At 68.8% G+C, this 22,874-nt stretch carries 28 protein-coding genes and 1 tRNA gene; 5 read left to right on the top strand and 24 right to left on the bottom strand.

The annotated features are described in order from the left end of the window. Positions 1 to 3 precede the first annotated feature (3 nt). The gene (locus ACIA73_RS12165; protein ID WP_399438332.1) at positions 4 to 186 is read left to right on the top strand and encodes a DUF397 domain-containing protein; all 183 of its coding nucleotides are present in this window, start codon (positions 4 to 6) and stop codon (positions 184 to 186) included. 61 nt (positions 187 to 247) lie between these two features. Here the strand turns inward: ACIA73_RS12165 and ACIA73_RS12160 are convergent, their stop codons facing one another. From ACIA73_RS12160 to ACIA73_RS12140, 5 genes are all read right to left on the bottom strand, one after another. Next, the gene (locus tag ACIA73_RS12160) at positions 248 to 697 is read right to left on the bottom strand and encodes a heat shock protein transcriptional repressor HspR (RefSeq protein ID WP_399438331.1); all 450 of its coding nucleotides are present in this window, start codon (positions 695 to 697) and stop codon (positions 248 to 250) included. 7 nt (positions 698 to 704) lie between these two features. Then, complete coding sequence (gene dnaJ, locus ACIA73_RS12155; protein WP_399438330.1) at positions 705 to 1,883, bottom strand: molecular chaperone DnaJ; 1,179 nt, start codon at positions 1,881 to 1,883, stop codon at positions 705 to 707. 51 nt (positions 1,884 to 1,934) lie between these two features. Further along, positions 1,935 to 2,603 (bottom strand): nucleotide exchange factor GrpE, encoded by a 669-nt coding sequence (gene grpE, locus ACIA73_RS12150; protein WP_399438329.1) that lies wholly within the window; start codon positions 2,601 to 2,603, stop codon positions 1,935 to 1,937. Beyond that, positions 2,603 to 4,462 carry a molecular chaperone DnaK gene (gene dnaK / locus ACIA73_RS12145; protein WP_399438328.1) on the bottom strand — a complete coding sequence of 620 codons (1,860 nt, stop codon included), beginning with the start codon at positions 4,460 to 4,462 and terminating at the stop codon, positions 2,603 to 2,605. The genes grpE and dnaK overlap by 1 nt, the downstream gene beginning before the upstream one ends. Positions 4,463 to 4,711: 249 nt before the next feature. After that, on the bottom strand, positions 4,712 to 5,833 hold the full coding sequence (locus tag ACIA73_RS12140) for an LCP family protein (RefSeq protein ID WP_399438327.1): 1,122 nt from the start codon (positions 5,831 to 5,833) through the stop codon (positions 4,712 to 4,714). 311 nt (positions 5,834 to 6,144) lie between these two features. Here ACIA73_RS12140 and ACIA73_RS12135 point away from each other — a divergent pair, with 311 nt between their 5' ends. The 3 genes from ACIA73_RS12135 to ACIA73_RS12125 all read left to right on the top strand — a co-directional run bounded on the left by ACIA73_RS12135 (position 6,145) and on the right by ACIA73_RS12125 (position 10,441). Beyond that, positions 6,145 to 6,792 carry a sugar transferase gene (locus ACIA73_RS12135; RefSeq protein WP_399438326.1) on the top strand — a complete coding sequence of 216 codons (648 nt, stop codon included), beginning with the start codon at positions 6,145 to 6,147 and terminating at the stop codon, positions 6,790 to 6,792. 260 nt (positions 6,793 to 7,052) lie between these two features. Further along, complete coding sequence (locus ACIA73_RS12130) at positions 7,053 to 9,320, top strand: (Fe-S)-binding protein (RefSeq protein WP_399438325.1); 2,268 nt, start codon at positions 7,053 to 7,055, stop codon at positions 9,318 to 9,320. Between the two features lie 194 nt (positions 9,321 to 9,514). Then, entirely contained in the window at positions 9,515 to 10,441 is a 927-nt protein-coding gene (locus tag ACIA73_RS12125; protein ID WP_399438324.1) for a Yip1 family protein, read from the top strand. A 120-nt stretch (positions 10,442 to 10,561) separates the two neighbouring features. Here the strand turns inward: ACIA73_RS12125 and ACIA73_RS12120 are convergent, their stop codons facing one another. The 3 genes from ACIA73_RS12120 to ACIA73_RS12110 form a co-directional block, all read right to left on the bottom strand. After that, positions 10,562 to 11,059 carry a phosphoribosyltransferase gene (locus tag ACIA73_RS12120; protein WP_399438323.1) on the bottom strand — a complete coding sequence of 166 codons (498 nt, stop codon included), beginning with the start codon at positions 11,057 to 11,059 and terminating at the stop codon, positions 10,562 to 10,564. 7 nt (positions 11,060 to 11,066) lie between these two features. After that, positions 11,067 to 11,642 (bottom strand): dCTP deaminase, encoded by a 576-nt coding sequence (dcd, locus tag ACIA73_RS12115; protein ID WP_266652266.1) that lies wholly within the window; start codon positions 11,640 to 11,642, stop codon positions 11,067 to 11,069. Between the two features lie 114 nt (positions 11,643 to 11,756). Beyond that, a complete protein-coding gene (locus ACIA73_RS12110; RefSeq protein WP_399438322.1) occupies positions 11,757 to 11,969 on the bottom strand; it encodes a hypothetical protein in 213 nt (70 codons plus the stop codon). Between the two features lie 123 nt (positions 11,970 to 12,092). Between ACIA73_RS12110 and ACIA73_RS12105 the strand changes: the two genes are divergently transcribed. Next, a tRNA-Gly gene (locus ACIA73_RS12105) sits at positions 12,093 to 12,166 on the top strand. A gap of 63 nt (positions 12,167 to 12,229) precedes the next feature. On the opposite strand, the gene ACIA73_RS12100 is transcribed toward ACIA73_RS12105, so the two are convergent. The 16 genes from ACIA73_RS12100 to ACIA73_RS12025 form a co-directional block, all read right to left on the bottom strand. Further along, entirely contained in the window at positions 12,230 to 13,405 is a 1,176-nt protein-coding gene (locus ACIA73_RS12100; protein WP_399438321.1) for a tyrosine-type recombinase/integrase, read from the bottom strand. Next, positions 13,405 to 13,614 (bottom strand): excisionase family DNA-binding protein, encoded by a 210-nt coding sequence (locus ACIA73_RS12095; RefSeq protein WP_399438320.1) that lies wholly within the window; start codon positions 13,612 to 13,614, stop codon positions 13,405 to 13,407. The genes ACIA73_RS12100 and ACIA73_RS12095 overlap by 1 nt, the downstream gene beginning before the upstream one ends. A gap of 222 nt (positions 13,615 to 13,836) precedes the next feature. Further along, on the bottom strand, positions 13,837 to 15,018 hold the full coding sequence (locus tag ACIA73_RS12090; protein ID WP_399438319.1) for a DUF3631 domain-containing protein: 1,182 nt from the start codon (positions 15,016 to 15,018) through the stop codon (positions 13,837 to 13,839). Further along, entirely contained in the window at positions 15,015 to 15,374 is a 360-nt protein-coding gene (locus tag ACIA73_RS12085; RefSeq protein WP_399438318.1) for a hypothetical protein, read from the bottom strand. Before ACIA73_RS12085 ends, ACIA73_RS12090 begins: the two co-directional genes overlap by 4 nt. Next, positions 15,371 to 16,258 (bottom strand): bifunctional DNA primase/polymerase, encoded by an 888-nt coding sequence (locus ACIA73_RS12080; RefSeq protein WP_399438317.1) that lies wholly within the window; start codon positions 16,256 to 16,258, stop codon positions 15,371 to 15,373. Before ACIA73_RS12080 ends, ACIA73_RS12085 begins: the two co-directional genes overlap by 4 nt. Then, entirely contained in the window at positions 16,255 to 16,938 is a 684-nt protein-coding gene (locus ACIA73_RS12075; protein WP_399438316.1) for an SAM-dependent methyltransferase, read from the bottom strand. Before ACIA73_RS12075 ends, ACIA73_RS12080 begins: the two co-directional genes overlap by 4 nt. Before the next feature lie 85 nt (positions 16,939 to 17,023). Then, on the bottom strand, positions 17,024 to 17,371 hold the full coding sequence (locus ACIA73_RS12070) for a hypothetical protein (RefSeq protein WP_399438315.1): 348 nt from the start codon (positions 17,369 to 17,371) through the stop codon (positions 17,024 to 17,026). 8 nt (positions 17,372 to 17,379) lie between these two features. Continuing rightward, on the bottom strand, positions 17,380 to 17,568 hold the full coding sequence (locus tag ACIA73_RS12065) for a hypothetical protein (RefSeq protein WP_399438314.1): 189 nt from the start codon (positions 17,566 to 17,568) through the stop codon (positions 17,380 to 17,382). Between the two features lie 206 nt (positions 17,569 to 17,774). After that, complete coding sequence (locus ACIA73_RS12060) at positions 17,775 to 19,880, bottom strand: ATP-binding protein (RefSeq protein ID WP_399438313.1); 2,106 nt, start codon at positions 19,878 to 19,880, stop codon at positions 17,775 to 17,777. 86 nt (positions 19,881 to 19,966) lie between these two features. Next, on the bottom strand, positions 19,967 to 20,158 hold the full coding sequence (locus ACIA73_RS12055; protein WP_399438312.1) for a hypothetical protein: 192 nt from the start codon (positions 20,156 to 20,158) through the stop codon (positions 19,967 to 19,969). Then, complete coding sequence (locus tag ACIA73_RS12050) at positions 20,155 to 20,358, bottom strand: DUF6257 family protein (protein ID WP_399438311.1); 204 nt, start codon at positions 20,356 to 20,358, stop codon at positions 20,155 to 20,157. Before ACIA73_RS12050 ends, ACIA73_RS12055 begins: the two co-directional genes overlap by 4 nt. After that, positions 20,355 to 20,552 carry a hypothetical protein gene (locus ACIA73_RS12045; protein WP_399438310.1) on the bottom strand — a complete coding sequence of 66 codons (198 nt, stop codon included), beginning with the start codon at positions 20,550 to 20,552 and terminating at the stop codon, positions 20,355 to 20,357. Before ACIA73_RS12045 ends, ACIA73_RS12050 begins: the two co-directional genes overlap by 4 nt. Positions 20,553 to 20,634: 82 nt before the next feature. Next, positions 20,635 to 21,018: a DUF6251 family protein gene (locus ACIA73_RS12040; RefSeq protein WP_399438309.1), complete on the bottom strand. Its 384-nt coding sequence runs from the start codon at positions 21,016 to 21,018 to the stop codon at positions 20,635 to 20,637. A 23-nt stretch (positions 21,019 to 21,041) separates the two neighbouring features. Then, complete coding sequence (locus tag ACIA73_RS12035; RefSeq protein WP_399438308.1) at positions 21,042 to 21,398, bottom strand: RRQRL motif-containing zinc-binding protein; 357 nt, start codon at positions 21,396 to 21,398, stop codon at positions 21,042 to 21,044. After that, positions 21,398 to 22,264, bottom strand: a complete 867-nt coding sequence (locus tag ACIA73_RS12030; protein WP_399438307.1) for a DUF2637 domain-containing protein — start codon at positions 22,262 to 22,264, stop codon at positions 21,398 to 21,400. The genes ACIA73_RS12035 and ACIA73_RS12030 overlap by 1 nt, the downstream gene beginning before the upstream one ends. Then, positions 22,261 to 22,533, bottom strand: coding sequence for a DUF6284 family protein (locus tag ACIA73_RS12025; RefSeq protein ID WP_399438306.1), 273 nt, complete (start codon positions 22,531 to 22,533; stop codon positions 22,261 to 22,263). Before ACIA73_RS12025 ends, ACIA73_RS12030 begins: the two co-directional genes overlap by 4 nt. Between the last annotated feature and the right edge of the window lie 341 nt (positions 22,534 to 22,874).

Raw genomic sequence — 22,874 nt, 5'->3', positions numbered from 1 at the left:
CTCATGCACGCGCTCGACTGGCAGAAGTCCACCTTCAGCGGCGGCGCCGAAGGCAACTGCGTCAACGTCGCCGCCTCCCCCCACGGCACCCTCCACCTCCGCGAGAGCGACGACCCCGACACCGTCCTCACCACCGGGGGCCCGCAACTGGCCGCCCTCCTCCGTCACCTCTCGGGTGCCGCATGACGAAGGGGCCGGCCAGCGTGTTTTACGCTGGCCGGCCCCTTCGCGGTAACCCGTAACCGCCCTATTCCTGCGACCTCTTCGGCCGCCACACCACCAGCGCACTCGCCTGCTGCACGTCCTGGTACGGGACCAGGTCGCGGCGGTACGAGGCGTGGACCTGGGCCTCGCGCTGCTGGAGGGCGAGGGCGGCGCCGTCCACGGCCGCGGCCAGTTCGGCGACGCGGGACTGGAGGGCGGCGACCTGGTTCTCCAACTCGATGATGCGTTTGATGCCGGCCAGGTTGATGCCCTCGTCCTGCGACAACTGCTGGACGGTGCGCAGCAGTTCGATGTCGCGGGCGGAGTAGCGGCGGCCGCGCCCGGCCGTGCGGCCGGGGGAGACCAGGCCCAGGCGGTCGTACTGGCGCAGGGTCTGCGGGTGCAGGCCGGAGAGCTGAGCGGCGACCGAGATGACGTACACCGGTGACTCGTCGGTCAACTCATAGGGATTGGTGCGTCGTCGGCCGTCCATCGCTCTCCTATGCTCCCTTCGCGTCCTGGAAGAGTGCGGCGCGCGGGTCCTCGCCCGCGACAGCCTCACGGTAGGTTTCCAGGGCTTCCCTGGCCTTGTCGTTGAGTTGGGTGGGTACGTCGACCTCGACGGTGACCAGGAGGTCGCCGCGGGTGCCGTCCTTGCGCAGGGCGCCCTTGCCGCGGGCCCGCATGGTGCGCCCGTTGGGCGTGCCGGCGGGCAGCTTCAGGGTGACCGGGGGGCCGCCGAGGGTGGGTACCTTGACCTCGCCACCGAGGGCCGCCTCCACGAAGGTGACGGGCACGGTGACGGTGAGGTTGTCGCCCTTGCGGCCGAACACCGGGTGGGCGTCGACGTGGACGACGACGTACAGGTCACCGGCGGGGCCGCCGCGTTCGCCCGGGGTGCCCTTGCCGCGCAGGCGGATCCGCTGGCCGTCGGTGACACCGGCGGGGATGCGGACCTGCATGGTGCGGGAGGACTTGGCGCGGCCGGAACCCTTGCAGATGTCGCAGGGGGTCTCGGCGATCAGGCCGCGGCCCTTGCAGTCGACGCAGGGGTCGGTGAGCGAGAAACCGCCACCGCCGCCGCGCGAGACCTGACCGGTGCCGACGCAGGTCGGGCACACGCGGGGCGTGCCGTTCTTGTCGCCGGTGCCGGAGCAGGCCTTGCAGGCGGCCTGGGAAGACATGCGCAGGGGAACGGTGGCGCCGTCCACGGCCTCGGTGAAGCTGAGGGTGACCTCGGACTCGATGTCCTGGCCGCGGCGGGGCTGGGTGCGTGTGCCCGTGCCGCCGCGGTTGAAGAGGCCGCCGAAGACATCCCCTATGCCGCCGCCGAAGCCGCCGGTCTGGGTGCCGCCGGCCTGGCCGCCGCCGAACAGGTCACCGAGGTCGAAGTTGAAGGAGCCACCGCCCGCCGCTCCGGGACCGGGGCGGAAGCCGCCGTTCCCGAAGAGGGCGCGGGCGTCGTCGTACTCCTTGCGCTTCTTGGCGTCACCGAGGACGTCGTTCGCCTCGGAGATCTCCTTGAAGCGCTCCTCGGCCTCGGCGTTGCCCTTGTTGGCGTCCGGGTGGAACTCGCGGGCGAGCTTCCGGTACGCCTTCTTGATCTCGGCCTCGGTGGCGTCCTTGGGGACGCCGAGAACCTTGTAGTAGTCCTTCTCGACGAAGTCCTTCGTGCTCATTTCCTCGACGTCCCTCCTCTCGGACCCGTGACTCCGAGCGCGGTGCTTCTCCTATTCGGAGGAGTCGCCGCTGTCCTGGTTGTTCTTGTCGTCGGAGGGCGTGGAGTCCTCCGCCTTGTCGGCCGCCGCGCCCGGCTGGGGCTCGGCCACCGCTACCCGTGCGGGACGGATCGTACGCTCGCCGATCCGGTAGCCGGGCTGCAGGATCGCGACACAGGTCGTCTCGGTGACGTCCGGTGCGTACGAATGCATCAGGGCTTCGTGGACCGTCGGGTCGAAGGGCTCGCCCTCCTTGCCGAACTGCTGGAGGCCCATCTTCGCGGCCACCGTTTCCAGCGACTCGGCCACCGACTTGAAACCGCCGACCAGCTCGCCGTGTTCCCGCGCGCGGCCGATGTCGTCGAGGGTGGGGAGCAGTTCGGTCACCAGGTTCGCCGCGGCGATCTCCTTGACGGTGACCCGGTCGCGCTCCACCCGGCGACGGTAGTTCTGGTACTCGGCCTGGAGGCGCTGGAGGTCGGCCGTGCGCTCGGAGAGCGCCATCTTGGCCTGGTCCAGCTGGGCCGTCAGTGCGACGTCCTTCGCGGCACTCGCGTCCCCGGCCGGGGCCGCCGAGCCCTCCTCCTGGGTGGAGGAGGACTCAGCGGCCTTCGGCTCGGCGTCGTCCGTGCCGGGAGAGACGTCGGGCTTCTCGTCGAAGCCCGGAGTCTCTTCCGACATCAGGCAGCGCCGCCCTTCTTGTCCTTCTCGTCGTCGACGATCTCGGCGTCGACCACGTCGTCCTCGGGCTGGCCCTGAGCCGCACCCTCGGCACCCGGGGCGCCCTCGCCCGCGGCCTGCGCGCCCTGGGCGTCGGCGTACATCGCCTGGCCCAGCTTCTGCGAGACGGCCGCGACCTTCTCGGTCGCCGTGCGGATCTCGGCCGTGTCCTCGCCCTTGAGCTTTTCCTTCAGCTCGGTGACGGAGGTCTCGACCTCGGTCTTGACGTCGGCCGGAACCTTGTCCTCGTTGTCCTTGAGGAACTTCTCCGTCTGGTACACGAGCTGCTCGGCCTGGTTGCGGGTCTCCGCGGCCTCGCGGCGCTTGTGGTCCTCGTCCGCGTACTGCTCGGCCTCTTCGCGCATCCGGTTGACCTCGTCCTTCGGCAGCGAGGAGCCACCGGTGACGGTCATCTTCTGCTCCTTGCCGGTGCCGAGGTCCTTGGCAGCGACGTGCATGATGCCGTTGGCGTCGATGTCGAAGGCGACCTCGATCTGCGGCACGCCACGCGGGGCCGGCGGCAGACCGGTCAGCTCGAACATTCCGAGCTTCTTGTTGTACGCCGCGATCTCGCGCTCGCCCTGGTAGACCTGGATCTGCACGGACGGCTGGTTGTCCTCGGCCGTCGTGAAGATCTCGGAGCGCTTGGTCGGGATCGTGGTGTTGCGCTCGATCAGCTTGGTCATGATGCCGCCCTTGGTTTCGATACCGAGGGACAGCGGGGTCACGTCGAGGAGCAGAACGTCCTTGACCTCACCCTTGAGGACGCCCGCCTGGAGCGAGGCGCCGATGGCGACGACCTCGTCCGGGTTGACACCCTTGTTGGCGTCACGGCCACCGGTGAGCTCCTTGACGAGCTCGGCCACGGCCGGCATACGGGTCGAGCCACCGACGAGAACGACGTGGTCGATCTCGGAGAGCTGGATGCCCGCGTCCTTGATGACGTTGTTGAACGGGCTCTTGCAGCGCTCCAGCAGGTCGGAGGTCAGCTGCTGGAACTGCGAGCGCGTGAGCTTCTCGTCCAGGTGCAGCGGGCCCTCGGCCGACGCCGTGATGTAGGGCAGGTTGATCGACGTCTCGGTGGAGGACGACAGCTCGATCTTCGCCTTCTCCGCGGCTTCGCGCAGGCGCTGGAGAGCCATCTTGTCCTTGCCCAGGTCCACGCCGTGGTTGCCCTGGAACTGCTTCACCAGGTAGTCGACGACGCGCTGGTCCCAGTCGTCACCACCGAGGTGGTTGTCACCGTTGGTGGCCTTGACCTCGACGACGCCGTCGCCGATCTCAAGGAGCGACACGTCGAAGGTGCCGCCACCGAGGTCGAAGACGAGAATGGTCTGGTCGTCCTTGTCGAGACCGTAGGCCAGGGCGGCGGCGGTCGGCTCGTTGACAATGCGCAGGACGTTGAGGCCCGCGATCTCACCGGCCTCCTTGGTCGCCTGGCGCTCGGAGTCGTTGAAGTACGCCGGGACGGTGATGACCGCGTCGGCCACCTTCTCGCCCAGGTAGGACTCCGCGTCGCGCTTCAGCTTCTGCAGGATGAAGGCGCTCATCTGCTGCGGGTTGAAGGACTTGCCGTCGAGGTCGATCGACCAGTCGGTGCCCATGTGGCGCTTGACCGAGCGGATCGTCCGGTCGACGTTGGTGACCGCCTGACGCTTGGCGACCTCACCTACGAGGACCTCGCCGTTCTTCGCGAAGGCGACGACGGACGGCGTGGTCCTGGCGCCTTCGGCGTTGGTGATGACGGTGGGCTCGCCGCCTTCGAGAACGCTGACGACGGAGTTAGTCGTGCCCAGGTCGATGCCGACCGCACGTGCCATTTCGATTCCTCCAGATACGTACTTGAGTGGATCTGACTCAAGGATGCATCACTCGGCGCTCGCCGTCAACAGAGCTGAGTGGAGGGGGCTCAACTCTTCGGCCTTTATGTCACTCATACACAGCGCACGCGCCCCACTCGTACCACCTCACCCGCCGCCTCACCTGCACTCGTACCGCTCCCTTGGCAACCGCCCCACTCGCACCCGCACCCGCATCCGCCACCCGCGCCTGTCCCACCCGCACCCGTCCTACTCGTACTCGTCGTGGACCGGCTCGTACTCCGGCTCGTCCGGCTCCTCGTCCGGCTCCTTCCTGGCCGCCGCCAGCGCCCTCGCGACCGGCTGGTCCTTCTTCACCGCTTCGAACACCCTGCGCGCCTCGGGCTGTTCCAGGTCGAGGCGGTACCAGTGGTCGGATTCCTGGTTGGGCAGCGTGGTGAAGGTGAGGGCGCCGGGGGGCAGCCCACGCAGGTCGTCGGCCAGTCCGTAGAGCTCGCTCAGGGAATCGAGGCCGGCGTCGGCGGTGAGTGCCGAGGTCGCCGCGTCGAGGACCGGGTAGAGGCGGGCCGGGTTGGCGAGGGTGCCGTTGCTGCGGATCTTCTCGGCGAGCCGGTTGACGAAGTCCTGCTGACGCTCGATCCGGTTGAGGTCGCTGCCGTCGCCGACGTACTTCCTGGCGCGGACGTATCCCAGCGCCTGCTCGCCCTGGAGGAGGTGCTTGCCCGCGTTCAGGTCGAGGCCCACGTTGGGGTCGTGCTCGGGCCGTTTGACGTCGACCTCGACGCCGCCGACCGCGTTGACGATCTTCGTGAAGCCCTTGAAGTCGACGGTCAGGTGGTGGTCGATCCGGATACCGGTGAGCTTCTCCAGCGTACGGATGGTGCAGGCGGCGCCACCGAACTGGAAGGCCCAGTTGAACTGGGCGTTCTGGGCGAGGCTGTACTCCCCGTCGGACCGCAGACAGCTCGGCATGTCGACCCTCAAGTCCCTCGGCACACTGAGGACTTCGGCCCGCTTCCGGTCGGCGGCCAGGTGCAGCAGCATCACCGTGTCCGAGCGCTCGCTGCCCGCCGCCTGCCGCCAGTCGGAGCCGAGCAGCAGAATGTTCAGCGCCTGGCCCGGGTGGCGTGCGGGGCGGGCGGCCCCGTGTTCGGCGAGGGCCGCCGCGGTCGCCTCGTCGGTACGGATATTGCCGTCGATCTTCCGGTACGCCAGCCAGCCGGTCACCGCGACCAGGCCGACCATCAGCGCGAGGCCCGCGCACACCAGCTTCCAGAGGGGCCTGGCCCGCAGCCACACCCACGCCCGACGGGGGCCGGCCGCCGCCCCGGGCTCCCGCACCTCATGGGAATCGTCATTGGTTTCCGGCATCGGTCCCACCCCTCAGACCTCCAGTGCCGGCGCCGGAGCCCTGTCCGTCACACGGTCGAGACGAAGCGCCTCGTCGCATCCGGGCCCTCCTGTCACCACGGCACGCATGCCACAACCACCTCTCCGCCCTCTGCGGCCCGACCACCGCGGTCCGACCGCTCCTGTCCGGCCTCTGCTGTCCGGCCTCTGCTGTCCGGCCGAGCGGCACGCGTGGCGCACCCGCCGACTGGTGTTCATCGTGCGAGAGTCATAGCCACAAAATCGACTATTCGCATGAAGTCAGACAAAGATCCCACGAAAGGATGCGGAACATGCGGGAGATGCCGGTTCCGCTGGCGCGGGTGGCAAGGGCTGCGCGTGTTCCGTCGGCGAAGCGCGTACTGGACCTGGCGGGCGGCCTGCTGCTGCTGACCCTGCTCTCCCCCGTGTTCGCCGCGGTCTGCGCGGCCGTGGCACTGACCTCGCCGGGCGGGGTTTTCCTCCGGCAGCCCCGGGCGGGTCGCGGGGGAGCCCCGTTCTCCATGTGGACGTTCCGCACCCTGCGCACCGCCACCGCCACCGCCACCGACCGGGCCACGCTCGCCCTGCGCGACGACTCCCGCAGTCACCTCCTCACACTCCGCGAGGACCCGCGCACCACCCCCGTCGGCCGGCTGCTCCGCCGCCTCTTCCTCGACGAACTCCCCCAGCTGCTCAATGTCGTACGCGGCGAGATGTCACTGGTCGGCCCGCGCCCGCTGCCCGTGGCGGATTCCGGCTACACGGGCCTGGCACGCGGCCGGCTGACCGTCCGCCCCGGCATGACCGGTCTCTGGCAGGTGAGCGGCCGCTCCGAACTCCCGTGGGACGAGATGGTGTTGCTGGACCTGGAGTACGTCGACACCCACTGCCTGGCCGTCGACCTGGGGATCATGGCCCGCACGGTGCCGGCCCTGCTCACGGCACGCGGCGCCCACTGAGCTCACCGCACGGCCGCCCACGCGACACCCGCCGTCACGCCCGGCGTACCGCAGCCCGCCATGCCCGGCGTAACGCAGCCTCCATGCCCGGCGTAATGATCGTCACTCAGGGTTGCCTCAGCGACGCAGATCACCGACCGCGAAGCTACTGTGCGACAGCGCGAGCGAGTAATCTCAGCTCGACTGGATAAGTTACCGCTTAGTAATCAATAGCTTCGTCTTCCCCGTTACCCACCCTCGCAGGCCCGAGGAGCCCCCAAATGCAACTCGCCGCGATCATCGTGTCGCTGGTCCTCATGGCTGTCGGCGTCGCGCTGTTCGGCCGTGCGATCGTCCAGATCTACCGGTTCGTCACGCTCGGCCAGCCCGTCCCCGCCGGCACCCGCACCGACTACCCCTGGCAGCGCGCGGTCACGGTGGCCAAGGAGTTCCTCGGCCACACCCGGATGAACAAGTGGGGCGTCGTCGGCGTCGCGCACTGGTTCGTGGCGGTGGGCTTCTTCTCGCTGCTGCTGACGATCGTCAACGCCGTCGGCCAGCTCTTCAAGGCGGACTGGCTGCTTCCGATCGTCGGCGAGTGGGCGCCGTACAACATGTTCGTCGAGTTCATCGGCACCATGACGATCCTCGGCATCCTGGTGCTGATCGTCGTGCGTCAGCTGAGCAAGGCGAACAAGCCCGGCCGCAAGTCCCGCTTCGCGGGCTCCAACGCCGGTCAGGCGTACTTCGTCGAGTCGGTCATCCTCATCGTCGGCGTCTGCATCTTCACGCTGCACGCCCTCGAAGGCGCCCAGCACCACGTGAACTCCTACGAGGCGTCCTTCTTCCTCTCGTACCCCTTCGTCGCCTGGTTCCGCGGCATGGACCTCTCCACGCTGCAGAACCTCACGTACTTCTTCGCCGCACTCAAGATCGCGACCTCCTTCATCTGGATGATCACGGTCGCGCTGAAGACCGACATGGGCGTCGCCTGGCACCGCTTCCTGGCCTTCCCCAACATCTTCTTCAAGCGCCGTGCCGACGGCGACGTCGCACTCGGCGCGCTGCTGCCGATGACCAGCGGCGGCAAGGAGATCGACTGGGAGGACCCGGCCGAGGACGCCACCTTCGGTGTCAGCCAGGTCGAGCAGTTCTCCTGGAAGGGCATCCTCGACTTCTCCACCTGCACCGAGTGCGGCCGCTGCCAGTCGCAGTGCCCCGCCTGGAACACCGGCAAGCCGCTCTCCCCCAAGCTCCTGATCATGTCGCTGCGCGACCACGCGCACGCCAAGGCGCCGTACCTGCTGGCAGGCGGTGGCAAGGACGCCGAGGGCAACGAGAAGGCCACCCCGGAGCAGCTCGCCGACGTACCGGCAGCAGCCCTCGCGGAAGCCGAGCGTCCGCTCATCGGCACCCTCGAAGAGAACGGCGTCATCGACCCCGACGTCCTCTGGTCCTGCACCAGCTGCGGCGCCTGCGTCGAGCAGTGCCCGGTGGACATCGAGCACATCGACCACATCGTCGACATGCGCCGCTACCAGGTGATGATCGAGTCCGCGTTCCCGTCCGAGGCGGGCACGATGCTCAAGAACCTGGAAAAGAAGGGCAACCCCTGGGGGCTCGCCAAGAAGGCGCGCGTCGAGTGGACCAAGGAGGTCGACTTCGAGGTCCCGATCGTCGGCAAGACCATCGAGGACCTCACCGAGGTCGAGTACCTCTACTGGGTCGGCTGCGCCGGCGCACTCGAAGACCGCGCCAAGAAGACCACCAAGGCCTTCGCGGAGCTGCTGCACATGGCGGGCGTCAAGTTCGCCATCATGGGCGGCGACGAGAAGTGCACCGGTGACTCGGCCCGCCGCCTCGGCAACGAGCCGCTCTTCCAGCAGCTCGGCGCCGAGAACGTCGCGATGCTGAACATGGCGTACGGCGAGGACGACGAGGACGCCTCGACGAAGAAGCCCAAGTCGTCGAAGAAGATCGTCGCCACCTGCCCGCACTGCTTCAACACCATCGCCAACGAGTACCCGCAGCTCGGCGGCGAGTTCGAGGTCATCCACCACACCCAGCTGCTCCAGCACCTCATCGACGAGGGCAAGCTGACCCCGGTGACCCCGGTCGAGGGCCTGATCACGTACCACGACCCCTGCTACCTGGGCCGTCACAACAAGGTCTACACGCCCCCGCGCGAGATCATGTCCGCCGTCCCCGGCCTGCGCCAGCAGGAGATGCACCGCCACAAGGAACGCGGCTTCTGCTGCGGCGCCGGCGGCGCGAGGATGTGGATGGAGGAGCGGATCGGCAAGCGCATCAACACCGAGCGCGTCGACGAGGCCCTCTCCCTCAACCCCGACATCGTCTCCACCGCCTGCCCCTTCTGCCTCGTCATGCTCACCGACTCGGTGAACGGCAAGAAGAACGACGGCAAGGCCAAGGAGTCCCTGACCGTCGTCGACGTGGCCCAGCTGCTGCTCGAATCGGTCAAGACGCCGGCCGACCCCGCCTCTGAGGAGGAGTCCGAGGACGCCCCGGAGCCGGAGCCGGTGAAGTAGCCGCTACTTCGTACGTCCGCGAGAGCGGCCGGACCTGCCCAGGAGGCAGGACCGGCCGCTCTCGTCATGTCCCGGCACCTGCCCCTGCCTGCCCCCCAGGGTTCCCCTAGGGGATGTCACAGGTCAGCCGCAAAGGCCCCTGACTGCCCATCACCCGGCCCCGGGCCCCGTCCGGAGCGGGTACGTTCGTTCGCGTGGCTGGATTCAGGATCGGACGCGGCCGGGACAACCGCACGCAGCAGCAACCGCAGCGGCAGCAGCCGTACGGAGGGCCTCAGGCATCGCCTGAGCCGCCGCCGTACGGCCAGCAGCAATGGCCGCAGGCCCCGCAGTACGGAGGTGGTGGCCAGGGCGGATACACCGGAGGCGGCTCCGACGAACCGGAGTACTTCGGCGACCCGCACCACCAGGGCGGCGGCTACGACCCACGGGGCGGCGGGCAGGCCCCGTACGGCCAGAGCCCGCAGCACGACCCGTACGCCAACAACGCGGGTCACACCCGCGCCTTCAGCATCAACGAGGACCCGTACGGCGACGGCCAGACCTACCAGGCCGGCAACTCCCCCGCGCCGCCGCCAGGACCCCGCCTGCACTGGAAGCAGCTGCTGAGCGGGATCGTGCTCCGCCCGGGCCCGACGTTCTGGCAGATGCGCGACCACCAGGTGTGGGGCCCCGCCCTGATCGTCACCTTCCTCTACGGCCTGCTCGCCGTCTTCGGCTTCGACAAGGCCCGCGAAGAGACGATCAACTCGACCTTCTCCAGTGCCATCCCGTACGTCCTCACCACGTCCGTCGCGATGATCATCTGCGGTCTGATCCTCGGCGCGGTCACCCACACCCTGGCCCGCCAGCTCGGCGGCGACGGCTCCTGGCAGCCCACCGTCGGCCTCTCCATGCTGCTGATGTCGCTCACGGACGCCCCACGCCTGCTCTTCGCCCTCTTCCTGGGCGGCGACAACGGCCTGGTCCAGATCATCGGCTGGGTGACCTGGCTGGCCGCCGGAGCCCTCTTCACCTCCATGGTCAGCAAGTCCCACGACCTCCCCTGGCCGAAGGCGCTCGGCGCCTCCGCGATCCAGCTGGTCGCCCTGCTCTCGCTGATCAAGCTGGGCACGATCTAGCACCGGCCGTACGCACGCCGAAGGGCCCGGAGCACTCGCTCCGGGCCCTTTCGCACTGCTCACGCACTCAGCCACTCACGCACTCGCTTGTAGCGCGGGACTGCTCACGCACTCACGCACTCACGCGTCGAGGATCTGCCCCGCCCGCCGCACGACCGGCTTCTCCACCGACCACGGGAAATTGATCCACTCGTCGGTCCGCTTCCACACGTACTCGCACTTCACCAGCGAATGCGACTTCTCGTACACCACCGCGCTGCGCACCTCCGCCACGTGCTCCAGGCAGAAATCGTGCACCAGCTTCAGCGTCTTACCGGTGTCCGCGACATCATCCGCGATGAGCACCTTCTTATTGCTGAAATCGATCACGTTCGGCACCGGTGCCAGCATGACCGGCATTTCCAGCGTCGTCCCGACCCCGGTGTAGAACTCCACGTTCACCAGGTGGATGTTCTTCACGTCGAGCGCATAAGCGAGCCCGCCCGCGACAAAAACCCCACCGCGCGCGATGCTCAGAATCACGTCCGGCTCGTAGCCGTCATCCGCGACCGTCTGCGCCAACTCGCGCACCGCGTGCCCGAACCCGTCGTACGTCAGGTTCTCTCGTACGTCACTCATACCGCTGTCACACCTGCGTCCGATGGAAGTTGAGGAAGGACCGCGAGGCCGTCGGCCCACGCTGCCCCTGATAACGGGACCCGTACCGCTCGGATCCATAGGGGAATTCGGCCGAGGAGCTCAGCTGGAACAAACACAGCTGCCCGATCTTCATGCCCGGCCACAACTTGATGGGCAACGTCGCGAGATTCGAAAGCTCCAACGTCACGTGCCCCGAGAAACCCGGGTCGATAAACCCTGCGGTCGAATGCGTCACCAGCCCGAGCCGCCCCAGCGAACTCTTCCCCTCCAACCTCGAAGCGAGATTGTCGGGCAGTGTGATCGTCTCGTAGGTCGAAGCGAGCACGAATTCACCCGGGTGCAGGATGAAAGCCTCGTCCCCCTCCGGCTCCACGAGCCGCGTCAGGTCGGCCTGCTCCACGGCGGGGTCGATGTGCGGGTACCGGTGGTTCTCGAACACCCGGAAGTAGCGGTCGAGCCGCACGTCGACACTCGACGGCTGCACCATGGAATCGTCGAACGGATCAATACGTACGCGTCCGGCGTCGATCTCGGCCCGGATGTCCTTGTCTGAGAGAAGCACCCACCGAGGATACGCAGAGCGCGCGGGCCCACCCCAATCGGCAGCCCCACGCGCCCACGCCACTACCTACAGCTACTCCTGCACCTGGCCCTGCTCCGCACTCTCCCCCTACCCCTACTGCTCCCGCTTCTCCTGCCCCACAGGCACCGCATGCCTCAACCGCGCACACCGCGGACAACGAACAAGCCGGCCAGGCCCGATCCGCCCCTCCCCGAGCTGCCGCAACGGAAACGAAGAGGTGCTGAACACGTGCCCCTCGGCACAGCGGACGACGGTGTGATCCATCAAGTCCCTTTCCCCAACCACGCGTGGACGAAGCTGCCACATTAGGGGATATACAGGACGCCACACCAAGCGGCACTCCGCACTCCGCTTCCCCGCCCCAGGCGCCGGGATCCCGACATGGGGTACAGTGTCCGACGATGCGGCAACAGCTCAACGGCCGTCTCTGCGGGTGTAGTTTAATGGTAGAACATGAGCTTCCCAAGCTCAGAGCGCGAGTTCGATTCTCGTCACCCGCTCCAGCAACTCAGGCCCCGGTCAGGGACATGATCCCGAACCCGGGCCTTTGTGTTGTCCAGACCAATTCAGGCGTCGCGCACCACTTGCGCACCACTTGGCGTCGATTCGGCCACGTCAGCGGCCTTCTCGCGCGCAGTGCGCACCATCTTGTCGAGTCCGCTCGCAACCTCCTTCTGACGTTCAAGGTCGGAGTGCTGGTAGATCATTGCCGCTTTCTCGGAGGACTGGCCAGCGCGCACCATGGTGTCCTTCAGCGTGGCACCGGACCGGGTCGAGAGGGTGTGGCCCGTGTGCCGCAGATCGTAGAACCGGAAGGTCTCCGGCATCCCGACCAACGAACGCGCCCGGCGCCACCTCCGGCCAAAGGATGACCGCCGGAAGGGCGCCCCTTTCTCGCCCACGAACAGCAACCCTTCCTCTCCCTTGCCCTTCTCGGCATACCAGTCCAGGTGACGGCTCAGGTCGCGCTGCAGAAAGTCCGGCAGGACGACGTGCCGCTTGCCCGCCGCCGACTTTGTGTCACCCACCGCCCGCTTGCCGGTGCTGAGTTCCGGAGCGGCCTTGCGCACCCGAATCGTCATGTTGTCCAGGTCTACGTCCCGGCGCCGCAACTCCGCCTGCTCTTCGGGACGCATCGGGCCGTACGCCCCGAGGTAGACCATGAGTCGCCAGCGCAGACCCACCGCCGCCGCAAGGGCGTCGACCTGCTCCACGGTGGCGATCTCGCGTTCGGTGGCGGACTCCTTTCCCGCGCCCTTGATTCGGCATGGGTTGCGCCGAATCAGCTCGTCATCGGTGGCGGTCTCCAAAATCGCCTTGAGCAGGCGGTACGACTTGGCGACCGTCGTGGCGCCCGTGACGGATCGCCTCCCCGTCCGCCATTCACGAACGCGGGGCGGCGTGATCTCGTCCAGGTCGTACACCTCGAAGGTGGGCAGGATGTGCAGCCGCAGGAGGCGCCGATAAAGCTCTTCCGTGGTCGGCACGATGTCCCGCTCCTCGACCCACTTCAACGCGTACTCACCGAACGGGACGGCGCCCGCGTCCGGGTCTCGCCAGTCGCCACGCGTCAGATCCGCTTCCACCTGCGAAAGCCAGATCTCGGCATCCGCCGCCGTGGCGAATGTCTCTTCCGCTCGTCGACGGACACCGGTCGGATCCAGGTACGAAGCGGTCCAACGACCGGAGCGGTATTGCCGCACCGCCCCGAACCGTCGCTTGGCGCTCTTCTTCTTAGCCATCAGGCAGCCCTCCGCATCCTGCGCCGGGGGCGAGCAGGCTCGATGGTGTGCTCGCGAATGTAGGTGGCGACCGCGCTCTCCGGGATGCGCACGTGGCGGCCGAACTTTACGAAGGTGATGCGGCGCTCGGACACGAGACGGCGGGGGAACCGCTCGGTCGTGCCCATGAGTTCAGCGACCTGCACGACGGACAGATACCTCTCGCTCAAGGCGATCTCATCCTTCTCTTCTGGGGAGCAGGCTTCGCCCCCTCCCTCTCAGGTCCGCTACTTCCGCTACCTCCGCTACCGCCCTGGTCAGGGGCGTGATCGAGGTAGCGGCAAGGGGTAGCGGTAGCGGACGTTTGCCGCTACCGGCCCCGCACGGCGGGCGTGCGGGGCCGGTCGGCGGTAGCGGGAGTTGTCCGCTACCGGGGGTGGTTGCCGCTACCTCTAAAGGGCCTCTGAGCTGCCCGGTAGCGGAAGTAGCGGAAGTAGCGGACTCTCCGGAGGGGGAGGGCAGTACCGCTGCCACGCGTCGTGGAGATCGGCGGCGTAGTAGCCCTTCATCACGCTCGTGCCGCTCTTGATGTTGCGGGCCGCCACGGGGCTGTTGTCGACCGTCATGTACTCCCGGAGCATCTTCGCCAGCCCCCGGGAGTCCAGCGGGCGCCCCGCCATGTCCGCCCACGGGGACTCGTCCAGCCGGTGGAGACGGTCAAGCACGGCGACTGTGGGCAGCCGGTCGATACCGCTGAACACCTGGTCCCGGAGGTCGGTGAGCAGGCGGACGCCGATGCTGCCTTTGTCGTTGGCCTTGGAGGCGTTGACCAGGTCGACGCACGCGGTACGGGCCCGGGTGGGCCAGTCGCCCCCGGCCGCGTCCGCGACGGCCAGCAGGGGCTCCCACACGTCCGCCGGGCGGTCGGTGACCCCGTCGGGCATCTCGGGCCACGCCCCGGCGATGTGCTTCTGTACCTGCTCGGCCCACCGGGCGAGCCGGTCACGGAGCTTGTGGCCCTCCGCTTCGTGGAGGCGGACCCGGAAGGGCTCCACCTTCTCGTTCCGGGCCTTGCGCCGCATCCGGATGATGACGGAGCGGGTCAGGATCGTGTCCGGCAGCGAACCGAGACCGGCGACGGCCACGGCCGACCACGAGGGGAAGGCTTGGACTGTCTGGTTCGCTCCGTCGCCGACGCACCGGTACATGGGTTTGCCCCGCCGGTGGCCGGCGTTGACGAAACCCCGGAGCTGCTCGTTGTCCCCGGCCTTGGGGCCGAAGATGGTGTCGATCTCGTCGAAGAGGATCGTGGGGCGCTGGCCTTCCACACCGGATACGGCCCGGAACAGGGCGGCGGCCGACGCGTCGACCGCTGCCATCGGGTGCGGCACGAGGGTTTCCACGATCTCCAGTGCCCGGGACTTCCCCGACCCCGGTTCCGGGGAGAGGAACGCGAGTCGTGGGGTGGACTCGAACGAGTCGAGCAGGTGGGCGTGTGCGTCCCACAACGTGACGGCGACGTACGCCGCTTCGGTGGGGAAGACGTTGAACCGCCGGTGGAATGCCTCCACCTCGTTGAGCAGGGCCGCCCCGTCGTGGTCGGCCGGCGTGGTGGTGGTGTGTTCGGTGGTCATGCGGCGTGCCTCCTTCCGGCCGCAGGAGCGGCGTGAGGGTGCGGGTCAGGGAGAAGAGCTGAAAGGACGCCCTGACGGGCGGCGACTTCCGCGCCCAGCTCTGTGGGCGGTGCGGTTTCGTCGGCGGCGTGCGGGCAGTGGCGGACGTTCACGCGCTCCGTCAGCTCGATGACGGCAGCTCGGCCGGTGGCGCGTTCGTGGTGGCCGCACCGGCACAGCCAGTCGGCGACCGGCGGGCGGGTGAACCGCACGTGGAGGCCGGGACGGATGCCGGTGATGATTAGCGGCAGTTCAGCGCCGTACGGCCGTCGCTCGGTGAACGACGGCTTTTCAGTGGGGCGTTTGCGGGCACTCATGCCGACACCCGGGGCCGGGCGGTGCGGATCGACCAGTTCAGGGCACTGCGGAGCGTGGATCGCACCTCGTACGGCTTGAGACCGGCCGATTCCCCCGCCGTCTGAAAAGCGTCTTCCACCACGTGCCGGGGGATGTCGCCCCACGCCACGAAGCGCCCCATAGAGCGGGCGGCCTTGAACAGCACCGCTTCCCGCTCGCCCTCCACGGCCGCAGCGACGGCCGCGCTCTCGCGTTCCAGGGCGACGTGCGACACCCGCGCCCCGTTGCCGACCGGGGCCAGCGCGGGCGGACGGTCGGCCCGGGGCGGGTCCTGGAGCTGGAGCATGAGCCACGTGGGCAGTTCCGCGACCGGCCCCGCCTCGGTGATCTCGTACGGAGTGCCGTCGATGGTGCTGCCCGGGGCGACGACGTACCCGCCCCACGCCCGGGTGTCGATTTTGGGGGCGAGCCTGCCCTTGCTGCTGGGAACCCGGATGGTCTGGTGGACCCAGAAGTACAGGTGCTGCCCGCCGCCCGCAGTCCGCACCCGGTAGGTGTGCGGGACGGGCTGCCCGGCGCGCTCGCAGAGCGCCGCAAAGGAAGTGACGCCGTCAGGCGTTCCTTTCACGTCCTTCGCCTTGACCTGATCCAGGTCCACCACCAGCAACCCCGAAGGGCCGGTCGCCAGACCGACGTTGAACGCACCAGCCGACCACGCACGGCGAATGCGGTCGGGGTCGGTGGTGGCGCGCTGCTCCCACTTCGCGTGCCCGTCCGCACACTCCCCGGTATGGGGACAGGCGGTCTCACCGTGCAGGGCGGGCCGCTTGTCGCCGGGACGCAGCGGGAAGACAGGCCAGCCGCGGGCGGCGGCATTCAGCGCGGCATTCAGCAGGTCGCTCATGCCGCCACCGCCCCGGTACCCAGGTAGGCGAGTGCGGCGGCACCGATGTGCTGGGTGTAGGCCGGCGGGATGCACTCGCGGATGCCGTCGCGGTTCATCCACGGCACACCCAGCGTCCGGCGGGCCTGCTCTACTCCGGAGAAGTTCCCGACGTACTGGCCGAAGTGGCCGGGCGGAACCGGGCGCCCCATCTTCGCCTGAGGCAGGAGGTGTTCGGGGTGTTCGGGCTGGGTGAGGGTGAACCCGCCGCCGGATTCGAAGTACCGGTGGCGGTAGGTGTGCAGGCCGAACATGGTCCCGCACAGCATCACCGGGTTGTTCAGCTTGGGCAGAGCGCCCCGCACGTTCTCCAGCACCCACGGCCGCCCGGTGGCATTCAGGGCATCACGAGTGGGGGCGATCAGGTCCGGGTGAGCGCGGCCCTGGAGACGCTGGCAGTCACTGTCCCCCTGGCAGGGCGGGGACGCGTGGATGAAGTCGAAGTCGCCGCCGTACGCGGTGATGAATGCGACGGCTTCACCTTGGTGGAAGCCGAGGGGGTAGCGGGGCTGTGCGTCCTTGTCGATGCCGGTCACGTCGAAGCCGGACCAGTAGTAGCCCATGCCGGCGCCGCCCTGGCAGCAGTACGCATCGAGCAACCGTGGCATGCGGTCTCGCCCGATGAGGGTGGGTTGGGTCATGCTGGGTGTCTCCAGTTCTCTTTGTGGTGCTGGTTGGCAAGGGCGGCCCAAGACTTTGGCGAGACGGGGGCCGCCCTTGGCGTAGCTACTCGCAGTCGGGGCGGGTGGCCCACAGCGCGTACTGCTGGCGGACGTAGGCGCGCGGGTCGGTGGTGGGGGGCGCGCCGTCGCGGTCCATGAGGTGGCGGGCCGCTTCGGTGGCGAGGTCGGCCGCGTCGCACGGGTCATCGGGCCCGTGGTCGGGGTTCTCGCTGAGCGCGATGCGGTCCAGGAGGGCGGCCTTGCGCAGCCAGCACTCCCGGCCCACCTGGTCGCCGCGCAGGTGTCCACGGAACCGGTCCACGGTCCAACCGACCTCACTGATGACACTCGGGGCGAGTGTGTACGCGATGTCCGGTGCCGGGGTGGCGGGGGTGTCGTTGGCGGTGTCCACGGTGCTCCTCAGAGTTCGGGTATGGCGTTGATGGCCTGGCGGATGAAGTCGGTGACGGGTCCGCCCGCGCCGGTGGCGGCGAGGAAGAACCCGAAGAGGGCGGCGACGATCGCGGTGCCGTATCCGCACCGGTAGGCGCGCAGGATCACGGCGAGCAGACCGGCGAAGACGAGGACAAGCGGAATGGTCACGGCCATGGCCGGACCTCCTTCCAAGCGGAGTCAGGGAGGTGCGGGCAGGGGGGTGCAAGGCGCTGTTCAACGGGGGTACGGGGTGCTTGGGGCCAGTGCCTCCCTGCCTCCCTGAACCGGTGTTTCCCCAGGTCAGATACAGGGAGGCGGGGCAGGGAGGCGGTCAGGGAGTTCTCCCTGCCTCCCTGCCGACGGGCGGGTTACCTCCCTGGCTAGGAAGCGGCGGAAGCGGAACCGTCGTCGTCCCGGTTGGCGAGGGCGCGGGCGACGTGCTTGCGGCCGACGACCATGCGCCCGTCGGACTTGTAGGGCTTGGCCCCGGCGTCCGTCAGTACCTGGGCCAGGTCGCTATTGGTCCACGCCCCGTAGGTGTCCTCGCTGAGGACGGACAGCCGCTTGAGAACGTCCTGGGTGAAGACTCGCGGGTTGTCCCCGAGCACGGTCAGGATGTCGGCGAGCGCATCCCGCTCCTCGGTCTCGGTGTCAGCCACGGCCAGGGTGGTGACGCCGTCGCGTCGGGCCTTGGCCCGGTCGGCGATCTCCTGGGCGGCGTCGGTGTCGATGTAGTGGGTGCGCACCGTGACCGACGTCTGGCCGGCGGCCAGCTTGAGGCCGTCCCCGGCGACCACAACGGTGCCCTTGTCGAGACCCTGGCGGAGCTTGTGCGGGGCCGCACCGCCGTCGATCGCCGCGTCTCCGACGGCCATACGGGCCTGAGACTCGGTGCCGAGCACGAGCGAGGAACGGATGTGGTTGCCCTCGCGGGAGCGCTTGGGCAGGTTCTCATTCGTCGGGTCCTGGGTGCCTTCCCAGGTGGTGACGTTGACCGCCCGCCCCTGGTCATGGATCGCCTTGATGGCCCGGAAGTACCGGGACGTCGCCTTCGACCCGCCCAACGGCACCTTCTTGCCGTCGATGGCCCCGGACCCGTAGGCGACCTGCGCTTCATCGATGAGGATGACCAGCGGCGGGAAGTCCTTCTCCGAGGACAGAAGCCGACGGTTCATCTCCCGGACGCCGCTCTCCACCATCTCCGTGACGGCCAGCACGTGGTCATCGGTCGGGCCCTGGATCAGGACGGACGCCAGGCCCTTGAACATGGCCCAGTCACCAACGCCCTTGAGGTCGCCGATGCGGAACTCGACCGTGGGGTCGAACGCCAGCCACAGCGCCAGCGCCCGCAGGGACGCGGTCTTGCCCTGGTTCGACAACCCGGTGATCAGGAGCATCCGCTGATAGAGGCTGACCAGCGCCGCATCCCCGCGCAGATCCTGACCCCAGGGGGCGCGGCCGCTCTTGTAGTTGGCGGTGGTGTCGGGGTCGGTGACCAGCGGGGAAGGGCCGATCGGCTCGTCCAGCGCACCCGAGTCGGCGATCCACAGCCGGACCGTGCGCGGGGACGGGGGGATGGTGATGAACACTTCGTGTTCATGGCGGTTGAGGTTTTCGGCGAGCTTGCGCCGCCGGTTCTGGATCTCCTCGGTCGACACCCCCGACGGGAGGTGGACGTCGACTTCGACGCCGCATCCGGCAATCACGATCGGGCTGAGCATCTGCGCCCCGACGTCGCCCATCTCCTTGATGGCCTTGCCCAGAGCAGCAACGCCAAGGTCTCGCATGGCGGTCACGACGATGGACGGAGTGATCGGGGTGCCCTGACTGTCGCGGTCGCGGGCGGGCAGCGCCCACTGCGGGGCAGCCTGCCGGTTCCTGCCGACACCCCACAGGGCCAGCATGGCCAGCCACGGCGCGAGGGTGATCAGCGGTCCCCAGACGACGGAGACGATCCACACCACCCATCGCACCAGCTCCACCACCGCCAGGGCGGGGGTGAGGATGTCGGCCACGTCCTCGTTGGCGATGGCCAGCACGAACCCGAGCAGCAGGGACACGCCGGTCACGGTGGCGGCCCCGTACAGGGTGGCTTTGGCGATGCGCTGCGGTGCGGCGAGCAGGTCCATACGCCGCTGGTGGCGGGCCGCCCGAAACTGCCGCCCGCGCTCCTCCCACTCACTGGCAACCTCGTACTGACCGGCCACCTCAGCGGCCCGCAGCATCCGTTCGTACCGGGAGGCGGTACGCCCGTCCCACGCCCGCTTCGCCACGATGCGGGTGCCGCCGATGACGTACAGGCTGTGCCTTGCCACGAGACGGACGGTCTTGAGGGTGCGCTCGTGCCGGGCGACGTCCCGCACCGCCTTCATCGCCTTCTTCGAGCGCGCCCACATCGGGATGCGCGGCTTGTCGGGCAGCGCATCTTCGGGGGTGTTGGTGCTGGTGGGCGGGGTCTTGAACAGGCTCACGACGTTCTCGGACATGATGGTGTTCTCCTGCTGCTCTGTTGGGTGTGCAGGGACCCGGGGACGGCCCGATTCCTTGGCCGGGACGGCCGCCCCCGGGGTGGTCACGCTTTGCGCAGTTCCTGGGTGTGGCACAGCACCGGGGCGATCAGCCAACTGATGCGGTCGACCGTCCACCGCCCGTCGGTGAGCGTGCCGGGCGGGACTTCATCGAGAATCCGGCCGGTCTTGCCGGCCGCGCGGGGATCGTCCGCGCACGAGACGATCAGGACCTTGTCGCCTGCGCGAAAGCTCATCGCTGCCCCCTGCGGGCGGCCCGCTCCTCGCGCTCAGCCCGCCGGGCGGCGCCGTCGATGATGCGGTCGACCTTGCGTTCCAAGTCGCCCTGGTAGACGTCGGGTCCGGCGATCTCCCGCTTGCACATCCGGCCGACCAGTACGGCGATCCGGGCTTTCTCCCCGCTGGTGAGACGGGGCTCTTCGCTGGACTTCCTCATGCCGCAGCCCCCGACTTGAGGTCGGCGGGGGCGGGCGCGGTGGTGTTCTGTGCGGTGCGGGTCTCGGTGAGGGCGGCGGCGGTGGCGAGCTGCGCCCACACGGCGGCCTGCGCGATGTAGTCCGGGTTCAGGTCCCACCGGGGGTGGGCGGTGAGCAGGGATTCGGCCTGCTCGCGGTACTGCTTGCTGTTCACGGCGGTTCTCCCGTCCGGGCCGGGGTGTCCGGCTCCCCGCCCGCACCACACCCGGCCGGGGCATGGGGCGGACGGGCAACCGTCAGCGGCGGCGGCCCCGACGGGCGCGGCTCACGCTCTTCGCGGCGGCCCTGCCCTCGGTGCCGCCGACGGACTTCACGAGGGTGACGACACCCCAGGTCAGGGCGACGGCGAGGAACGCGAGCAGGGCCAGGTTGGCGGCAATCGCGGTGAGCGCACCGACGAGCAACGGACCGAAGTACACACCGGCGGCGACCGTTCCCGCCCCGATCCCGGAGCCGAGCGCGATGCGCTGGATCGTGCGGTCCGGCGCGGCCTGGTGGACGTGCTGGTGAATGACCTGCGGTGGCGCCTGCTGCTGGTGGAGGGCGGGCAACTGGTCGGAGTAGACGTAGGTGCCATCGGGAAGCTGCACCACACGGGCCAGCTCGGGAGTGGAGTCCATGACGTGTCTCCCTTCCGGGGAGATCAGGCGGCGTGCGCGCCGTCGGGAAAGGCACAGGTGGGGCACATGCCGAGCGAGGTCGGGATGACGTATCCGGCGTCCCGCCCGCACTCGGGACACAGGCGGCGGGCGGCGTTCGCCCGCTCCAAGGCCGCACGCTTGGCCGGCGTCATCGGCCGGACCGGTTTGGCCAGGTCGACGCGGTAGAGGTACGCGAGCAACGGACCACGGCGGCGGCGCGGCCGGTACAGCTCCGCCTGAACGCCCTGCCCGCCGGGCCGCAGCCCGAGCGCACGCAGTTGCCGCAGCGTCGCCATGCCATCCGGCCCGCACTTCCACAGAAACCGGGGCAGCTCACCGGACGCGGCCGGGGACGCCATCACGCCGCCCTATCGCGGGCAAGGGCACGCTCCGTGCGGAGTAGGTCCCGCAGCATCCGGGCCTTGACCGGGGCAGTCCGCAGACCCTTGCGGAGCGCTTCCGCCGTCAGCTCACGATCCGACCACTTGGTAGTCAACTCGCGTGCCTCGGTAAGGAGTTCGTCAGCGGTGCGGGTCGGGCGGGACGTGCGGGCGGCATCGGGAACGCGGCCGGTCGCCCGTCGGGGCGGCTTCGACTGCGCGGCAACCGTACGGCGGATCGGCACCACCGGCGCGAGCGCCTTACCCGGCTCGGTCGTCTTGGTGAAGTCGACCGGTTCGGGCAGCGACAGCACGCGAGGGACGGGCACGGGGAACGGGGTGGGAGTCGACTCCTCCAGGTCAGGGGTAGACCGTTTCACTGCGATCTGAGTCGATTTCTCAGCATCCGTCACGATCGGGGTGCGGTGGTGCAGCACCTTCGCGACCAGATCGGACCCGAAATAGATCGACCCGACCGGCAACGACGTGGCGAGCAGCACGAGAGCCCAATTCGCCGGGTCCCACTCAGCGAGTCGACCCCAGTCGACCGATCGGGCGTGCAGGGCGGGCACCAAGCCGTGCACGTAGTTCAGGACAAGGGAGGCGATCGTGTACGTCGCCAGCACCCGCAACGCGAACTTCCGGTCCCTGCCGGCCAGGACGAGCGTGGCCACCAGGGCCAGCGCCATCAACCCGTCAACGACGAACGGGTAGAGCATCGACGCCGTGGAGTCCGCACCGACCGCGCGGGCCACGTCCCGCAACGCGTTCCAGGACACCCGGAACGCCATCGCAACGACAGCGACCAGCGCCAGAACGAGCAGCACCTTCCCCTTGCGCTTCACGCCGCACCACCCGGCAGACTCGCCGTGGCAGCCCGGTTCTCCAGGTCGCGGCGGGCCGCCAGCACCCGGTTGTGGGCACGACGAACGCGGCGGGCGTCCAGCTCGTTCGGGGTGGGGTGGTTCAGAGCGATGATCTGCGCGTCCAGCCACGCGACCTCCGCACAGATGACGGGCATCTCCGCCTCAATGGCGTCCAGCTCCGTACCGGTCGGCTCACGCCAGTCGGCGAACGCCGTAACAGCTTCCTGAACAGTGACAATGTGATCCATGGGTCCTGGTTCCTTTCACAGAGGAACGGCCCGAAGCGGCCCCGGATCTAGCCATCCGGGGCCGCGCGCCGTGGAGCAGGTGACCGGCTCCCTGCAACCCCGGCCGTACGGCGACACGCCGGACGGACGGGGGAGGCAGCCGACCGCAGCGAGAGCTGCGGCGGGATTGAGCAACGTACGAAGTGCGAAGTCCCCTTCAGGTGAGCCGCTCCCCTATCAGGTAGAGCGGCCATGCCTGGCGAAGGCGCATGGGGACGTGACCTTTCGGTCTAAGCCCTCCGGGATGACAAGGACCCGGGACCCTCCCCCCGACCGACGCGGGGCTCCTGAGCCCCGTTTCG

Source organism: Streptomyces sp. NPDC051561 (assembly GCF_044454195.1).
Taxonomy (GTDB): domain Bacteria; phylum Actinomycetota; class Actinomycetes; order Streptomycetales; family Streptomycetaceae; genus Streptomyces.
This window is presented reverse-complemented; position numbering and strand designations above follow the sequence as displayed.

What these genes read in the sequence shown, in the direction of transcription:
- ACIA73_RS12165 (WP_399438332.1), top strand. Translation starts at nt 4, where the DNA reads ATGCACGCGCTCGACTGGCAGAAGTCCACCTTCAGCGGCGGCGCCGAA.
- ACIA73_RS12160 (WP_399438331.1), bottom strand. Translation starts at nt 697, where the DNA reads ATGGACGGCCGACGACGCACCAATCCCTATGAGTTGACCGACGAGTCA.
- dnaJ (WP_399438330.1), bottom strand. Translation starts at nt 1,883, where the DNA reads ATGAGCACGAAGGACTTCGTCGAGAAGGACTACTACAAGGTTCTCGGC.
- grpE (WP_399438329.1), bottom strand. Translation starts at nt 2,603, where the DNA reads ATGTCGGAAGAGACTCCGGGCTTCGACGAGAAGCCCGACGTCTCTCCC.
- dnaK (WP_399438328.1), bottom strand. Translation starts at nt 4,462, where the DNA reads ATGGCACGTGCGGTCGGCATCGACCTGGGCACGACTAACTCCGTCGTC.
- ACIA73_RS12140 (WP_399438327.1), bottom strand. Translation starts at nt 5,833, where the DNA reads ATGCCGGAAACCAATGACGATTCCCATGAGGTGCGGGAGCCCGGGGCG.
- ACIA73_RS12135 (WP_399438326.1), top strand. Translation starts at nt 6,145, where the DNA reads ATGCGGGAGATGCCGGTTCCGCTGGCGCGGGTGGCAAGGGCTGCGCGT.
- ACIA73_RS12130 (WP_399438325.1), top strand. Translation starts at nt 7,053, where the DNA reads ATGCAACTCGCCGCGATCATCGTGTCGCTGGTCCTCATGGCTGTCGGC.
- ACIA73_RS12120 (WP_399438323.1), bottom strand. Translation starts at nt 11,059, where the DNA reads ATGAGTGACGTACGAGAGAACCTGACGTACGACGGGTTCGGGCACGCG.
- ACIA73_RS12110 (WP_399438322.1), bottom strand. Translation starts at nt 11,969, where the DNA reads ATGTGGCAGCTTCGTCCACGCGTGGTTGGGGAAAGGGACTTGATGGAT.
- ACIA73_RS12100 (WP_399438321.1), bottom strand. Translation starts at nt 13,405, where the DNA reads ATGGCTAAGAAGAAGAGCGCCAAGCGACGGTTCGGGGCGGTGCGGCAA.
- ACIA73_RS12090 (WP_399438319.1), bottom strand. Translation starts at nt 15,018, where the DNA reads ATGACCACCGAACACACCACCACCACGCCGGCCGACCACGACGGGGCG.
- ACIA73_RS12085 (WP_399438318.1), bottom strand. Translation starts at nt 15,374, where the DNA reads ATGAGTGCCCGCAAACGCCCCACTGAAAAGCCGTCGTTCACCGAGCGA.
- ACIA73_RS12080 (WP_399438317.1), bottom strand. Translation starts at nt 16,258, where the DNA reads ATGAGCGACCTGCTGAATGCCGCGCTGAATGCCGCCGCCCGCGGCTGG.
- ACIA73_RS12075 (WP_399438316.1), bottom strand. Translation starts at nt 16,938, where the DNA reads ATGACCCAACCCACCCTCATCGGGCGAGACCGCATGCCACGGTTGCTC.
- ACIA73_RS12065 (WP_399438314.1), bottom strand. Translation starts at nt 17,568, where the DNA reads ATGGCCGTGACCATTCCGCTTGTCCTCGTCTTCGCCGGTCTGCTCGCC.
- ACIA73_RS12060 (WP_399438313.1), bottom strand. Translation starts at nt 19,880, where the DNA reads ATGTCCGAGAACGTCGTGAGCCTGTTCAAGACCCCGCCCACCAGCACC.
- ACIA73_RS12055 (WP_399438312.1), bottom strand. Translation starts at nt 20,158, where the DNA reads ATGAGCTTTCGCGCAGGCGACAAGGTCCTGATCGTCTCGTGCGCGGAC.
- ACIA73_RS12050 (WP_399438311.1), bottom strand. Translation starts at nt 20,358, where the DNA reads ATGAGGAAGTCCAGCGAAGAGCCCCGTCTCACCAGCGGGGAGAAAGCC.
- ACIA73_RS12040 (WP_399438309.1), bottom strand. Translation starts at nt 21,018, where the DNA reads ATGGACTCCACTCCCGAGCTGGCCCGTGTGGTGCAGCTTCCCGATGGC.
- ACIA73_RS12035 (WP_399438308.1), bottom strand. Translation starts at nt 21,398, where the DNA reads ATGGCGTCCCCGGCCGCGTCCGGTGAGCTGCCCCGGTTTCTGTGGAAG.
- ACIA73_RS12025 (WP_399438306.1), bottom strand. Translation starts at nt 22,533, where the DNA reads ATGGATCACATTGTCACTGTTCAGGAAGCTGTTACGGCGTTCGCCGAC.